The 15,093-nt window shown below is 51.1% G+C and carries 13 protein-coding genes; 4 read left to right on the top strand and 9 right to left on the bottom strand.

Annotated elements, in window-relative coordinates; genetic code table 11:
- The first annotated feature begins 74 nt into the window (after positions 1 to 74).
- Positions 75 to 1,206, top strand: a protein-coding gene (prfB, locus tag PsAD13_RS17895) for a peptide chain release factor 2 (RefSeq protein WP_153040920.1) whose coding sequence is annotated in 2 segments (ribosomal slippage) — positions 75 to 143 and positions 145 to 1,206 — 1,131 coding nt in all. Because the reading frame shifts where the segments join, the coding sequence is not laid out codon by codon here.
- A gap of 70 nt (positions 1,207 to 1,276) precedes the next feature.
- On the opposite strand, the gene PsAD13_RS17890 is transcribed toward prfB, so the two are convergent.
- The 3 genes from PsAD13_RS17890 to PsAD13_RS17880 form a co-directional block, all read right to left on the bottom strand.
- Positions 1,277 to 2,497 (bottom strand): M23 family metallopeptidase, encoded by a 1,221-nt coding sequence (locus PsAD13_RS17890; protein ID WP_063319034.1) that lies wholly within the window; start codon positions 2,495 to 2,497, stop codon positions 1,277 to 1,279.
- A gap of 154 nt (positions 2,498 to 2,651) precedes the next feature.
- Positions 2,652 to 3,539, bottom strand: a complete 888-nt coding sequence (locus PsAD13_RS17885) for a ferritin-like domain-containing protein (RefSeq protein ID WP_063319033.1) — start codon at positions 3,537 to 3,539, stop codon at positions 2,652 to 2,654.
- A 3-nt stretch (positions 3,540 to 3,542) separates the two neighbouring features.
- Entirely contained in the window at positions 3,543 to 4,040 is a 498-nt protein-coding gene (locus PsAD13_RS17880) for a peroxiredoxin (protein WP_063319032.1), read from the bottom strand.
- Between the two features lie 296 nt (positions 4,041 to 4,336).
- On the opposite strand from PsAD13_RS17880, the gene PsAD13_RS17875 reads away from it, so the two are divergent.
- The gene (locus PsAD13_RS17875) at positions 4,337 to 7,507 is read left to right on the top strand and encodes an AsmA-like C-terminal domain-containing protein (RefSeq protein WP_063319031.1); all 3,171 of its coding nucleotides are present in this window, start codon (positions 4,337 to 4,339) and stop codon (positions 7,505 to 7,507) included.
- Here PsAD13_RS17875 and PsAD13_RS17870 read toward each other — a convergent pair.
- The 4 genes from PsAD13_RS17870 to PsAD13_RS17855 form a co-directional block, all read right to left on the bottom strand.
- Positions 7,500 to 8,261 carry a methyltransferase domain-containing protein gene (locus PsAD13_RS17870; RefSeq protein WP_063319030.1) on the bottom strand — a complete coding sequence of 254 codons (762 nt, stop codon included), beginning with the start codon at positions 8,259 to 8,261 and terminating at the stop codon, positions 7,500 to 7,502. The two genes, PsAD13_RS17875 and PsAD13_RS17870, sit on opposite strands and share 8 nt — an antisense overlap.
- Positions 8,262 to 8,423: 162 nt before the next feature.
- On the bottom strand, positions 8,424 to 9,677 hold the full coding sequence (gene tyrS / locus PsAD13_RS17865) for a tyrosine--tRNA ligase (RefSeq protein WP_063319029.1): 1,254 nt from the start codon (positions 9,675 to 9,677) through the stop codon (positions 8,424 to 8,426).
- 193 nt (positions 9,678 to 9,870) lie between these two features.
- A complete protein-coding gene (locus PsAD13_RS17860) occupies positions 9,871 to 10,254 on the bottom strand; it encodes a VOC family protein (RefSeq protein WP_063319028.1) in 384 nt (127 codons plus the stop codon).
- A 704-nt stretch (positions 10,255 to 10,958) separates the two neighbouring features.
- Complete coding sequence (locus tag PsAD13_RS17855; RefSeq protein ID WP_063319027.1) at positions 10,959 to 11,384, bottom strand: MarR family winged helix-turn-helix transcriptional regulator; 426 nt, start codon at positions 11,382 to 11,384, stop codon at positions 10,959 to 10,961.
- Between the two features lie 167 nt (positions 11,385 to 11,551).
- On the opposite strand from PsAD13_RS17855, the gene PsAD13_RS17850 reads away from it, so the two are divergent.
- A complete protein-coding gene (locus PsAD13_RS17850; RefSeq protein ID WP_063319026.1) occupies positions 11,552 to 12,148 on the top strand; it encodes a YceI family protein in 597 nt (198 codons plus the stop codon).
- Positions 12,149 to 12,350: 202 nt separating this feature from the next.
- On the opposite strand, the gene glnA is transcribed toward PsAD13_RS17850, so the two are convergent.
- Together glnA and PsAD13_RS17840 are read right to left on the bottom strand one after the other, a co-directional pair.
- A complete protein-coding gene (glnA, locus tag PsAD13_RS17845; RefSeq protein WP_057461793.1) occupies positions 12,351 to 13,760 on the bottom strand; it encodes a type I glutamate--ammonia ligase in 1,410 nt (469 codons plus the stop codon).
- Positions 13,761 to 13,881: 121 nt separating this feature from the next.
- Positions 13,882 to 14,220, bottom strand: a complete 339-nt coding sequence (locus tag PsAD13_RS17840; RefSeq protein ID WP_057461792.1) for a P-II family nitrogen regulator — start codon at positions 14,218 to 14,220, stop codon at positions 13,882 to 13,884.
- 404 nt (positions 14,221 to 14,624) lie between these two features.
- Here PsAD13_RS17840 and PsAD13_RS17835 point away from each other — a divergent pair, with 404 nt between their 5' ends.
- On the top strand, positions 14,625 to 15,074 hold the full coding sequence (locus tag PsAD13_RS17835) for a VOC family protein (RefSeq protein ID WP_063319025.1): 450 nt from the start codon (positions 14,625 to 14,627) through the stop codon (positions 15,072 to 15,074).
- Positions 15,075 to 15,093 lie beyond the last annotated feature (19 nt).

Genomic DNA, 15,093 nt, shown 5'->3' with positions numbered 1-15,093 from the left:
TTGCTGCGATTATGTTCGCACCCGACGCAGTGTTATTGACTGCACAGTTGTTTTTCAAAAAAGTGAGGTATCCGATGCGCGCCGAAATGGAGGCCATCGTCGACGAAATCAAGCAGGCCATAAGCCTGCTGAGGAGGCATCTTTGACTGGGACAGTGCACTTGTCCGTCTAGATGAACTCAATGCGCTTTCTGAAGATCCAAATCTTTGGAATGACCCGACGAATGCGCAAAAACTGATGCGTGAACGTCAGCAGCTGGATGACAGCATTGGCGGTGTTCGCAAGCTTGAGCAGGATCTCGTTGACAATCAGGAACTGATTGAGATGGGCGAGATGGAAGATGATCAGTCCGTTGTTGACGAGGCTGAAGCTGCTTTGAAAGCTATGCTGGAACAGGTCAATAAGCTGCAGTTGCAGTCCTTGCTTTCTGGTGAAGCCGACGGAAATGATACTTATATTGAGATCAATTCCGGTGCTGGCGGTACTGAAAGTCAGGATTGGGCCAGCATGCTTCTGCGCATGTATCGCCGTTGGGGTGAACAGCACGGCTATAAGGTCGAGCTGATGGAATACAATGACGGCGAAGAAGCGGGCATCAAGTCTGCAACTTTGCTTGTTAAGGGTGAGAATGCTTACGGCTGGATGAAGACCGAAGCAGGCGTTCACCGTCTTGTTCGCATCTCTCCATATGACTCCAATGCACGTCGCCATACGTCCTTTGCGTCCGTCTGGGTTTATCCGGTTATTGATGACAGCATCAATATCGAGATCAACGAAAGCGATTGCCGCATTGATACCTATCGTGCCTCTGGTGCTGGTGGTCAGCACGTGAACACGACAGACTCTGCTGTTCGTATTACGCACAATCCAACAGGTATTGTGGTGCAGTGTCAGAGTGAGCGTTCACAGCATAAAAACCGCGCAACTGCGTGGGACATGCTTCGTGCACGTCTTTATGAGGCTGAGTTGCAGCGCCGTGAAGATCAGGCGAGCAAGGATGCTGCTTCCAAGACCGATATCGGTTGGGGGCATCAGATCCGCTCTTATGTTCTGCAGCCGTACCAGCTTGTGAAGGATCTGCGTACAGGCGTGGAAAGCACTGCGCCTTCTGACGTTCTGGATGGTGATCTGGATAAGTTTATGGAAGCAACACTGGCTCACCGTGCATTCGGCAACGCGCCTGCTGCGGTTGAAGATCTGGATTAAGCCTTATCTTCTGAAATGAATAAAAAAAGCCCCGGAGCTCTGTTCCGGGGCTTTTGTGTTGTGAATGGTCTTATGGCAAATTGAGTGCGATTTTGGTTTGTTTTTTTGGTTTGAAAATTACTGCTAGCCTGTCGCCGGTACGGATGAAACGCATTGGGTTGACTGGCTTGCCGTTGAGGCGCACCTCGTAGTGGAGGTGAGGGCCTGTTGAGCGACCCGTATTGCCGACAGTCCCGATGATATCGCCCATATTGATGCGCTGGCCTTCGCTGACGAGTAGCTTGTGCATGTGGGCGTAGCGGGTAACTAGGCCGTTGTCGTGTACGATTTCCACGGAAAGGCCGTAGCCGCCGTTGTACCGTGAGAGTGAGACAATGCCGGTGCCGGTTGCTTTGACTGAGGTTCCGCGAGGTGCTTTGAAATCCAGACCAGTGTGGATCGCAGGTTTGCCGAGGAACGGGTCTGTTCGGGCTCCGTACGCACTGGAGATGTTGAAGCTGGAGAGTGGGCTGCCAAATGGCAGAGCATCCACTTTCGTATTCAATTCAATGCGTTGTTCAATGATCCGGCGCGCAGCAATCATACTGCTATCTAAATCAGCAGACCCAATGTCCTGATAGATGCCGCCAGCAGATGAACTTGGGGTGACAAAGACAGGCTGTGCAACGCCAGCTTTCTTAAGCAGCGTGTTTGCACGTTTTATGTCGTCCATAGCCGCTTGTGTGTAAGCGGTGAGCAAGAGTTGCCCTTGCGCTTGCTTTGCGTAGAAGTCCTTGTGAGGGGCAGCTGGCTGTGGCGCGGTGGACTGCTTGCTTGACAGTGTTTTCAGAATATCAAATGGCGCACCGCTTTTTTGTGATGCAAACGATAGTTTGTGGGTGTTGGTCGCGCTGACGTCTCTTTGAAGAGGTTTGCGCTTTGGAGAGGGCGGGATAGCGGAGAGGACAAGGTTTGATTGCTCCGCCAGCGTAACCAGTGCTTCAATTTCTTGAAACTGCCGCAATAGCTGCGCTTGCTGTTTGCGAGCAGGAGCATTTAGACCTGATGTGTCCTGATCCAGCCGTCCGCGCATCTCGCCGAGCTGAAATTTGAGATCCCGAATTTCGCTTTCATAGTTTTCACGGAGCGCCAATTCTCTGGATAATGTTGAATTAAGCCGCATCTCGCTGAGAGACTGTTGAAAGCTGCTTGCCAATACTGCGGAGACGACTGCCGTTGCTGCAAGACCGGAAATCCAATAAGCTATCGGAGGAATTACGCGCAGCTCAGATGTGATGCGCGAAAGCCACATTGGGCCATCCAATTTCAATTGGTTGTAATTGTTAGAAAACTCACTGCACCTGGAAAGCTTCATCGGATGACCACTTGCTCAGTTTGCCTACTGGAAATGATTTGTTAAATTCAATTAAAGTTAGTTATGGTTAATAAAGTCTAAGTGCAGTGTATCATTGGGTCAATTTGATGAGCGGTCGATAGAAGCCCGGAGTGAGACCTGCTTCAGATCTTGCTCTGTCATTAAACGGGGGCTTCAGTGGTCCTTTAAAATGTTGTTTTACGAGCTGTTGAAAATGAGGCTCAGGACGTACACGGTGCCTGTCACACATGAAGCGGAACCATTTTGCTCCATAGGCAACATGGCCTTTCTCGTCGTGGTAGATCACATGCAACACGCTGGCAGTGTCTTCATCGCCTGTGGCGTTGGCCTTCTCGATCATGGATGGGGTGATGTCGAGGCCTCTGGCTTCGAGCACGAGTGGAATAATTGCCAAACGTGCTATCAGGTCCTTGCCGGTTGACTGGGCAGCTTGCCAAAGACCGTCATGTGCTGGCAGATCGCCATAGGCGTGCCCAAGCTTTGCAAGGCGTTCTTGAATGAGCGTGAAATGTTTTGCCTCTTCCAATCCAACGCGGACAAAGTCGTCATAGTAGGAGCGCGGCATGGGCACATGGGTAAAGCGGCCGACCAGGTCCCAGGTGAGATCGATGGCATTAAGCTCGATGTGTGCCAGAGAATGGAGCAGGGCGACCTTGCCGTTTTTCCCTCCAACCGCACGTTTGGGCATGTCTCGTGGTGGAAGAAGCTCGGGTTTTGCCGGGCGACCAGGGCGATCCGGCATGGGCTTCTCGACTGTCCCACGGGAAATAGACAAGGCACCTTTGAACCATTGATTTGCAACGTAGTATGCAAGCGCGACTTTTAGGTCCAAATCAGGTGTCTCGAGGATTTGGCGGGCGCCGTCTCTAAGAGACTTTACGCTGGTGTTTTTAGGGAGGGTGAGATGCGCTTGCCCTGCAAACGCATCCGCATCATTGTTGCCCGGAAGTTTTGGCATTCTTTACTGGCTCAGACCTTGTAATTCTTCCAAGACCTTTTCGACGTGGCCGGGAACGCGGACCTTACGCCAAATCTTGGCAATCTTGCCTTCTTTATCAACGAGAAATGTGGAGCGTTCAACGCCCATGTACTTCTTTCCGTACATGTTTTTTTCCACCCAAACCCCGTAGGCCTGACAAACTTCTTTCTCGATATCTGCCCCAAGTGTGACGTTAAGTCCGTATTTCGCCTTAAACTTGTCATGCTTTAGTGGTGTATCGGGCGAAATGCCGATGATAACTGCATTGTGTTTTTCAAACTCAGCCGTATTTTCGGTAAAGGCAATTGCTTCTTTTGTGCAGCCTGGTGTGTCATCTTTTGGATAAAAATAAACGACGACCGACTGGCCAGTTTGTTCTGATAGAGTGAATTGTCCTTGCGAATCTGTGGCTAAGGTAAAATCCGGTGCCAGCATGTCTTCCTGCGGTAAGGAAGGTGTCGCATCTTTCGTATCAGGCATTCTTTATTTGCTCCTAGGGTGCCATTTGGTCTCTTGGGACGCCGTTTTTTTGAGTATGGTGTAGATAAGCAATTAATCTTGCAGAGCACCTGTGATCACGCGATGCTATCGCAGGTTACGATTCGGTCAAAATCGAACGTACCACTAAAACAGGGAATAAGATTCTGGCTGTTGATGTTGGGAATACAGCAGAGCTTGAGAGCTCTCCTGTTACACGTCGTTTTAAGCGACGCGTAATATGGGGTGTTGTTTGCGTTTTTCTATTTATAGCGTTTGGTTTTGGCGGTTACCGGGTGATGAGTGGCCCGTTTTCTGTTCCCTATCTCGTGGATTGGGCAATCAAACAGTTTGAGAGCAAAGCGCTGAATGTCACCGTTGGTAGTGCGCAGTTTGATCTGTTTGGTGAAAACGGCAGCCGTATTCTCCTGGAAGATTCTCTTATTCGCGTCAAAGGTCGCACTGCTGCGACTGTGTTGCTCCCACGAGCCGAAATCGGCATCAATCTGTCTGGACTGCTGACCGGTGATCTGGAAATCACCAGTGTCGCGCTGGAACGGCCTTCTGCAACGATCAAGCTGGCGAGTGGATCGGAGCCTTTGCCACGGGTGCAAAATCGCGTGGTGGCGATTGACAAGTTTAGTGTGATTGCTGTTGAGGAGCTCAAACGCTGGCATCTTGAGAAAGTTGCTATTGAGTACGGGCGACTGGTGATCAACGCGCAGGGTGAAGAGTTTGTCGCCGATGGTATTGATGCAAATGCCGTGCTGCTGGATGATCTCTCCTTTGCAGTAAATGCAAAGATCGTGGGCCGTGAAGGCGACTGGTCATGGGATCTGAAGCGCACTGTTACACCAGAAACTGGTGCGAGAAACATTTCCGTCAATCTGCGCGATGCCTCGCTGCGAGATTTGTTGCCAACACACAGTTTTGCTCGTGATGACAAGCTGGCGAATACGCGTCTGTTTGTTGAAGCGAATGCTGAACTTTGGGCGACTGGTGAGTTTGTTGGTGCGGACATGAATGTTCGTACCTCTCCAATCTTCATCCGCACTGCTCCAGATAATTCTATTACCGTCGACGAAGCATTCCTGGATCTCAATTTGCAGCGCGATAATCCCGATATTATCATCGGACGATCTTATCTGCGCCGTAAAAACACACGCGTTGTGTTTGGTGGGGTTGTGCAGCCACCTGTAACTGAAGGCGCTGAGTGGAACTATTCGCTTGGTTCCCGAGAGATCGTATTGGCGCCTGCTGATGTAAAGTCGCCGCCGCTGCTGTTCCCTGATGCTTATGCATCTGGCACGTTTGATCCGACGAACTCCCTGATTTCTATTGAACGAGCTCGTGCTGTCGGGCTTGATGCTGACATTAATGTTGCTGGATCGTTCTACTACGGGAAACCGGGACCGTCCCTTGCGCTATCCGTTTACAGCCCAAGCCTGAGCTTTGGCGAAGTGTTGCAGGTTTGGCCGACAGTTACAGCACCAAAAACCCGAAACTGGTTGATTGATCACCTCGGCCCTGGCCGGGTTGATAACATTGCCTTAGATCTGGCGCTTGGGCCGGAAGCCTTTGATGGCGACCGGAGTACGCCTGCGTGGCAGGGAGACGGCCTTACGGCGTCCTTTGATGTGATTGATGGCTCAGTCAAAGCACTCAAAACTCTGCCTGTGGTGCGGGATCTCACCGGGACCGGCAAGATCGAGAATGAAGATTTTTCGATCTCCGGCAGCAATGGTCATTTCCGTATGCAAGACGGGAACATCGTTAAGGTGCCAGAGGTTCAGTTTGCGATCAAGAATATCGCAACACCAGGGGCTCTGCCTGCTGAACTGTCTGTGCTACTGACGGGGCGTGCCGATGATTTGGGTGTGCTAGCTGACGCTGAACCTATAAATGCGTTAGAGGGTTTCAGTGTCGTGCCAGCAGACCTTTCTGGCATGGGTGAAGTCCGTGTTGAAGCCTCGTTCCCGCTCCTCAAGAATCTCAAGGTTAAGGATGTTGAGTGGCGCGCCAATCTGGATCTGAAGGACTTCAGCAGTAAAGCGAAAATCTCAGGCCAGACCATCGAAAATGCAAACCTGATCGTTCAGGCGGATACAAAGCAAACCCAGATTTCCGGCAAGGGGAAGCTGAATGGCTTCCAGTCTGAGATTGATTTGAGCACCAGCCGCGATGGCAGTGGGGCTGAAGACCGTCAGGGCGTGACGTTTGTTGCCAATGCCAAAGATCTGACAGACTACGGTGTTGATCTTCAGGGCTATGTCAAAGGCTCTGTGAAAGTCAGCTATGAGGACAGTGGCGGCGCGCAGGTGTTTGAACTGGACCTTTCAAAAGCTGCCATCAACGTTCGTGAGGTTGGCTGGAGCAAGGTGTCTGGTGTACGTGCAACCGCAAGGTTCCGTGTGACAAAAAATGGTAATGCCAGGACGCTCCATAACTTCTCATTCCTGTCTGAAGGTGTTGAAGTTCGTGGCAATCTAAAAATTGATGGCAATGGAAAGCTGGCGCTTGCTGACTTCTCCGCGTTCAATCTGCGCCCCAATGACAAAGCCAAGATGACCATTCGTCCACGCCGTGGTGGTGGGTATCAGGTCGTCATGAATGCGGATCGGTTTGATGGCCGTGCCCTGTTGGATTCGTTTGGGGCCGATAATGCAGCTGCTTCGGCAAAGCGCAAAAGAGATGTAATTGCGGTTGACCTGACATTCAGGCGCCTGATCGGTTTCAGAGGTGTACAGGCTCAGAACGTGCGGATTGATGGGCTCTTTCGTGGGCAAAGTGCTGTTAATCTTGCTGTTTCGGGCGCGACCTCAAGCCGTGGTCAGTTCAATTTCACTGTTGGCGGTGAGGGGAAGCATCGCTTTGCAAAAGGTAAGCTGAACAATGCCGGTGAGTTCTTACGGTTTATGGACCTTTTCCCGCGTATGCGCGGTGGTAACGGGCGTTTGGATATCCAGATGCCAACTGATACCAACTGGGCTGGTCAGCTGACTGTAAATGATTTTTCCATCACCGAAGATCCTGCGATTAAAGCGCTGAAAGGGATCGAGCCGAAGGAAATTCGCGGAACGCGAAATAGCGAAGTGTATTCTGCTGCAGTGAATTCTGGTGAGGCGTCTTTCCAAAAGATGCGCATGCAGTTTTCGCGCAGAGGGGACATTCTGAATGTTTCCAAGGGAACGTTGAGCGGTGCTATTATTGGCGGGACTTTTAGCGGGAATGCCAATCTGAAGAACCGTCAGCTGGATATGGCAGGCACGTTTGTTCCTGCCTATGCCTTGAACAACCTGTTTGCGAAACTGCCAGTGATCGGTCTCATCTTGGGTGGAGGCTCTTCTGATGAAGGGCTGTTTGGAGTGACCTATAAGCTGGATGGTACTTTTGAAAAACCTAAGTTCCAGGTCAACCCGGTCTCTGCAATTGCGCCGGGTGTGTTCCGCCGTATCTTTGAATTTAAGTAGAGGTCACAGGGAGGTAGGCTGCAAAGCGCATGCAAACGTAGTCTGCTTCCCAGCCTTTGGTTCTCGAATAAAGTAGTGGTTTGAGATGCTTGATTGTCTCTTTGTAAAATCGCTTCTTATTTGCCTCGCTCAGCTGCTCTGTGAGGCTGCTGGTAAAGAGTTGCAGCCATCCCTTCATTCCTGTTTCCAGCAGTGTCCTGCGTTCGATTTCTGTATGATAGGTGACTGAGAAGCCTGCTTCTTTCAGCGCGCGCATATACGTTTCGGGTGGTGGGAAAATCCAGGGGCTCTTGTAGGGGCCGAAAGCAGGGTTTTGGGCGAACACGTTCTCCATTGCAGATCGGATGATGCGGCAGTTTCGGTCGCATCCCATTTCACCAACAAACCGACCTCCCGGTTTAAGAGCTTTCACAACGCCGCGAATGACGCCCTTGTAATCCTGCATCCAATGAAGGGCTGCGTTGGAGAATACTGCGTTGAACTCCTTGTCAAAATTGAGATTTTCAGCAGGTATGAGGCAAGTCTTGATGCTTTTCTCATTCGCTTGCAGGAGCATGTCTTCTGCTGTGTCGACGCCGGTTACGATTGCCCCTCGGCTTTGGATTTCCTGGGCCAGCGTGCCTTCACCGCATCCCAGGTCCAAAATGCTTTCTCCGGGCTGCACTGCGAGCAACTCAAGTGCGTCTTGCCCAAAGTCTGCGACATAGGCTGCGTGCTTCAAGTATTGCTGTGCGTTCCAATCCTGCATCGCCATGGGGGCTGCTCCTGAATACAAGGGCAGCAGTTTAGGCTATCAGGGCTAGCTCAAGGTGCAGTTGACTGGCTGCAATTGCATAAACTTGCAGTGTTTTGCAGGCAAAGAAAAAGCCGGGAGCAAGGCCCGGCTTTGTCAAAGATATTGTGTTTAGTCAGACTGTTAGACTGGCTTTACAAGAACGTGTTTTTTCTTGCCAAGAGAAAGCTTGATCACGCCATCATCGGTCAGGTCAGCGTCAGTGATAGAGCGGTTGTGATCCTGCTCTGCCTTATCGTTGATGCGTACAGCGCCGCCTTTAATGTTACGGCGGACTTCTCCGTTGGAAGAACATAGACCAGCGGTTACGAAAGCGTTGAGGACGCCGAGGCCTTCTTTCAGCTCTGCTGACGGGATCTCGATGGTTGGCAGGCCAGCGGCATTGGCGCCTTCTTCAAACGCTTTACGAGCTGTCTCAGCAGCTTTATCAGCCTCGATACGGCCATGGAGCAGGGCGGTTGCTTCGGTTGCCAGAACCTTCTTGGCTTCGTTGATCTCAGCGCCTTCCATACCTGCCAGACGTTTGATCTCGTCCATTGGCAGAATGGTGAAGAGTTTCAGGAACTTCTCGACGTCAGCATCTTCGGTGTTGCGCCAGAACTGCCAGTAATCGTAGGGGCTGAGCATGTCTGCGTTGAGCCATACTGCGCCTGCTGCGGTTTTGCCCATCTTGGCACCGGAAGCTGTGGTGAGCAGCGGGGTGGTGAGGGCGAACAGTTCTTTGTCTGCAAGACGGCGACCAAGGTCCACGCCAGAGAGGATGTTGCTCCATTGATCAGAGCCACCCATCTGTAGGCGGCAGTCTGTGCGGCGATGGATTTCGAGATAATCGTAGCCCTGCAGGAGCATGTAGTTGAACTCGAGGAACGACAGGTGCTGCTCGCGTTCCAGACGCAGGCGCACGCTGTCGCGCTGGATCATCTGGTTGACGGAGAAGTAGCGGCCAACATCACGCAGGAAGTCCATGTAGTTGAGTTTCAAGAGCCAGTCGGCGTTGTCCATCATCATTGCATCAGATGGGCTATCACCGAATTGCAAAAACTTTTCAAAGACTTGTTTGATGCCGTTTTTGTTGCCTTCGATGTCCTCATCGGTCAGCACTTTGCGGCTTTCGTCTTTGCCAGTCGGGTCGCCAACGCGTGTTGTGCCGCTGCCCATGAGGGTAATCGGACGGTGGCCGGTCTTCTGGAACCAATGCAGCATCATGATTTGTACAAGGGAGCCAACGTGCAGGCTGGAGGCTGTACAATCAAAGCCAATATATGCGGTTACGGTCTCTTTTGCGCAAAGTTCGTCCAGACCTTCGGCGTTAGAGAGTTGGTGGAGGAAGCCGCGTTCTTCCATTGTCCGCATAAATTCGGATTTATATGAGCTCATTGGTCAAGCCTGTTCAATTTACTGAGTATTTCCAAGTTGAAAGGTCTATACCTGAGTTTTCAGCGGGATTCACTCGTTTTTTCTGGCAAGGCCCAAAAGCTGTGTTGGGGATTTGAGATTGTGCGGAGAATTTGCTGCTGAGGTGTGTTGAGTGAGTCCTCCGCAACGCAGGTGTGTTTCCTCTCTGTTCTGCTTAGAGCGGAATGCGGCCAAATTTCAACAGGTTGCCGTGAGGGTCGTGGATGTAAAACTCCTCCATGTCCCAGGGGCGTCTGGCGAGTGGTGTGAAGCGGGGTTCGCTCTTGCCGTCCTCTTGAAGACCGAGTTTGCGATATTCTTCGTGAAGGTCGACGACGGGCCCTCCACGGAAATAAACGCTGCTGTTGTTGCACAGGTGCTTTTCTGTGGTGAGCCAGAAGTGGATTTCTAAAGTGTCTCTGCGCAGAATCAGAAAGTCGGCCTGTTCGTAAACGACGTTGGAAAAGCCGAGCTTGTCTGCGTAAAACGCTTTTGTTTCCTGAATGTTGAGGGAAGGGAGCGTGGGGAGAAGTTCAATTGTGTCGGCTGCTGCAGTCATTGTTTTCTCTAAAATATGAATGTAATTGGTATATTTTAGAGGGTGCGAAATACTTTGCAATGGCCAAAAGAAAACCCCGCGTCCTTCTCGAAGGTCTAAACGGGGTTTTGCTTTTATAGTCGGATCGCCGCGATTTACCGTTTCAAGGCTATATGCTGGGGCGTTTGATATGATTTCCGCCCGTGTACGTCCGGGTTCGATCCGTGCTTACCGTCTGATGACGCTCGGTCGCTCAGGCCGTTTTGTAGTCTTGCTATATTGTAGCATCTTGCAGAGGGTCTTCATAAGTACCGAATTGCCTTTATAAAAACCGTACAACATGCAGGTCCGGTGGAGTCATTGGCTCTCCTTTTGTTGACCTGTACCTAACTTAGGAACGCTTGGGTTTTCTTTCAAGGGATGGGGGAGAAAATAGTTAGTGCTGCCTTAGTGAAGACGCTCTATTTTTCCAAAAAAGCGCGAAAAAGAAGGCGATCCGAGAGGATCGCCTTTGAAGAGTATGCGGGTCTAATCAGCACGGTCAGATACTGATAATCTCATTGCACTTAAACGCAGTTTCGTGACGTGGTGATGACATATCCTCTTTGCGCTCTAATGTGCGTTGGTTTGCGTTCTTTCGTGTTTTCTTGCGTTGCTGTGTAGAGGCGCTGTGTTGCGCGTAAAGCCATTGTTTACTGTCGCGACCCACTGGTCGATGAAAAAATCTAAACTAGCGCCTTCAAGGCTGCTGCGAGTTGGGTCGCGCCTTCCTTGGTGATTTTTGTATCGAGTTTTTCTTCCAGCATGCGCTCATAGGTTTGCCACATCTGGGCGCGGAGGTCTTTTCCCTTTGAGGTGATGAAGAGGGTCTTGCCGCGCTTGTCCTTGAGGGCGGGTTTGCTCTCGACCAGCTGAGCCTTGGCGAGCGACTGGATAACACGGGAGAGGTTGGCCTGCTGGAAGAGGACACGTTGCTCCAACTCGAATTGCCTCAGGCCATCGGGTGCGTTCTCCAGTTCCCAGAGGATGTCATACCAGGAGAGAGGGGGGAAGCGCTCTGCTTTGAAGGTGCTTTCGATATCGGTGTAGATGGTCTTTTGCACTCTGTTGAGAGCGATCCAGAGAGAAACTGACTCTTTGCTGACAGACATCACATCCTCGTTATTTGCGCATTCCGCTCTTGAAAATGGTTTTCATTCATTTAGATGTATATACATGCATATATATTAACATGATAAAAATTAATAGGTTAATGAGTGTGTATTTGCAGGAAACTGCAGTTTTTATGTGACAAACAGGGATATGAGGCAGGAAAAGCATGAGGCATTTCACGAAATTCGCCGTTGTTGCGGCGTCGCTTGCATTCACAGCGTCAGCGCAGGCCGCGAGCTACAAATTTGATCCGACCCATACCGAGGTTCGGTTTTACTACAATCATGCAGGACTGACAGAGCAATCTGGTGAGTGGAAGATTGTTGGCGGGGAAGTGGAGTTTGATCCGGCAAAGATTGAAGAAACGAAAGTCAGTGTGACTATTGATCCGGCAAGCGTGGATACGGGTGTTCAGCCGCTGGATGAGCATCTGAAAGGCTCTGACTTCTTTGACGCAGAGAAATTTCCTGAGATCACGTTCGTTTCCACATCCGTCAAGCAGACCGGGGCAACAGCTGTGACCTTGGTGGGGGATCTGACCATCAGGGACCAAAAGCATCCGGTGGAACTGGACTTTCAGCTCAAACACAATGGCCCGCATCCGCTGGGAAGCTACTTTGACTACTATCAGGGGCAGTGGATCGGTGTAGAGGGTAAGGGAGCCATTTTGCGCAGTGACTTTGGTGTTGGCAAGTTTGCACCATTGACCAGCGATCGGGTGCGTCTTGAGATCTCTGCGGAGATGAGAGAGGGCGGCTGGTAAGCTCTCTGCTTTGCTGATGCAGGTTTGTATCGCCAGGTGAGATCCGGGTGATGGAAAAAACAAAACCCCGACTGAGGCCAGCCGGGGTTTTATTGTGCCTAGATGAGAGGACTGCTTTTGAAAGGCGTCTCCTGATTTGAGCCGAAGCTCGTCTTATGGATACGCCATAGGTGCATTGGAGTTAAAGCAGTCCCTTCATAACTTAGACGGAGTAGTACATGTCGAACTCAACTGGGTGAGGGGTCATGTCTGTGCGCATGACTTCTTCCATCTTCAGTTCGATGTAGGCGTCGATCTGGTCGTCATCGAATACGCCGCCTGCTTTGAGGTATTCACGGTCTGCATCGAGGCATTCCAGAGCTTCACGCAGAGATGCTGCAACAGTTGGGATCTCGGAGAGTTCTTCTGCTGGCAGATCATACAGGTTCTTATCCATTGCATCGCCAGGATGGATCTTGTTCTTGATGCCATCAAGGCCAGCCATCAGCTGTGCAGCGAACGCCAGGTATGGGTTTGCAGAAGGATCCGGGAAGCGAACTTCAACGCGCTTGCCTTTTGGAGAAGATGTGAATGGAATACGGCAGGATGCGGAACGGTTCTGGGAAGAGTATGCCAGAAGAACCGGAGCCTCGTAGCCCGGTACCAGACGCTTGTAGGAGTTGGTGGACGCATTGGTGAATGCGTTCAGAGATTTCGCGTGCTTCAGGATGCCGCCGATGAAGTACAGAGCATTCTCGGAAAGGTCAGCATACTGGCTGCCAGCAAAGGTTGGCTTGCCGTCTTCCCATAGGGAGAAGTGGCAGTGCATGCCGGTGCCGTTGTCGCCGAAGACTGGCTTAGGCATGAAGGTCGCGGACTTGCCATAAGCGTGTGCAACTTGGTGAACCACGTACTTGTAGATCTGCATGTGGTCAGCACAGGTTGTCAGGGTCTGGAACTGCATGCCGAGTTCGTGCTGAGCTGCTGCCACTTCGTGGTGGTGCTTTTCAACCTTCACGCCCATGTCGGACATGACGGTCAGCATTTCGGAGCGGATGTCCTGCGCGCTGTCAATTGGTGGTACTGGGAAGTAACCGCCTTTTGTGCGTGGACGGTGACCGAGATTGCCGGACTCGTATTCGCTGTCCATGTTGGATGGCAGTTCAGAACAATCCAGCTTGAAGCCGGTGTTGTACGGGTCTGCTGCAAAGCGAACGTCGTCGAAGATGAAGAATTCAGCTTCCGGGCCAACGAATACGGTGTCGCCTGCGCCACATGCTTTCACATAGGCTTCAGCGCGCTTGGCTGTCATGCGTGGATCACGGTTGTAACCTTCGCCTGTGCGTGGGTCGAGAACGTCACAGAAGATGGACATGGTGGACTGCGCGAAGAATGGGTCGATATGAGCTGTTTCCGGATCTGGCATCAGCATCATGTCGGATTCGTTGATTGCTTTCCAACCACCGATAGAAGAACCGTCAAATGCGACGCCCTCTGCGAACATGTCTTCGTTCACCTGGGAGATATCCATGGTGACGTGCTGCAGCTTGCCGCGCGGATCAGAAAAACGAAGATCTACGAACTTTACGTCTTTTTCCTGGATTTCTTTCAAGACATCAGCGGAGGTTGTCATAACTTCCTATTCCTCTTATTAAAATCGCCAGTGGCGCAGTGTTGTAAACTGGAAGACCAAGCGTGTGGGATCGTCGCCCCTAACTCATTCAGTCCTCGTGATTTCCTAGTGAAACTCTGGGTTAAACAGCGTCTTCGCCCGTCTCCCCGGTACGAATACGGATTGCTTCTTCGATGCTGGAGACAAAAATCTTGCCATCACCAATGCGGCCAGTCTGTGCGGCGTCGCGAATGGCTTCTACAGCTTTTTCTACAAGATCATCGTTGAGTACGATTTCCACCTTAACCTTTGGCAGGAAGTCCACCACGTACTCGGCGCCACGATAGAGTTCTGTATGACCCTTCTGGCGGCCAAATCCTTTTGCTTCGGTAACGGTGATCCCCTGAAGACCAACCTCCTGAAGTGCTTCTTTCACTTCATCCAGTTTGAACGGCTTAATGATCGCCTCAATTTTCTTCATGGTCTTCACACTCTCAGTTCGTCTTGTATCTGCGTGCGCTGCTGATCTGGCATGCTCTTAAAAATGATCAGCGCGTGTGCAGAAAGTTCGCGATTCAAAACTTACGGAAATATGAATGCAGAAACCGTGCCAGTTTTGAAATTTTCTTAAAAAGCCGCGAAAGCGGGCAGTTTGCTCCCTTAATAATAATGGGAAACTGCATCTGAAATATATCTGGTGCACAAACACTGCGCATAATGGTTAAAAAATAGGCAGTGTACCTTTTGTTCATCTCGCCTGAAACTAGGAGTTGGTTCCTTGTGCAAGGCAGGGTTATGGTTGGTCGTGAAAAAGCTGTTGCAGATTTTGCGCGTTCCTATGGAAGCTGACAGTCAGTTTTTGGCATGCGCTTGAAGGAGCGAGTGATGAGGTTGGTTTCTCTCGACCATGTCGTGCTTACCGTTCATGATGTTGAACGTACCAGTCGTTTTTATCAGGATGTACTGGGTATGGAGGAGATCCTATTCGGAGGCGGGCGGCGGGCCCTGCATTTTGGGCAGCAGAAGATCAACCTTCAGCCCATCGATGTAGACCATACTCCGATCGCACAGGAACAGGTGCCGGGGACAGCAGATCTTTGCTTTTTGGTTGAGAGTCTGGATTCGGCCATTGCGCGGCTGAGTGCTGCCGCCGTGACGATTGTGGAGGGGCCTGTGTTCCGCACAGGTGCCAGTTCGCCGATCCTGTCTGTCTACATTCGCGACCCCGACGGCAATCTGATTGAGCTTTCCCAGCCTCAGGATGTGGTGATTGCCAGTGATGAGCGGGAGACTGCCAGGAATGCGAAGAAGAAGCCGCCAAAGTCCAATCGCTAGGCGTGTTGCCCAGCTCTGA

This window comes from Pseudovibrio sp. Ad13 (assembly GCF_001623225.1).
GTDB lineage: Bacteria > Pseudomonadota > Alphaproteobacteria > Rhizobiales > Stappiaceae > Pseudovibrio.
The sequence above is the reverse complement of the archived record's forward strand: the minus strand, read 5'-3'. Positions and strand labels throughout refer to the sequence as shown.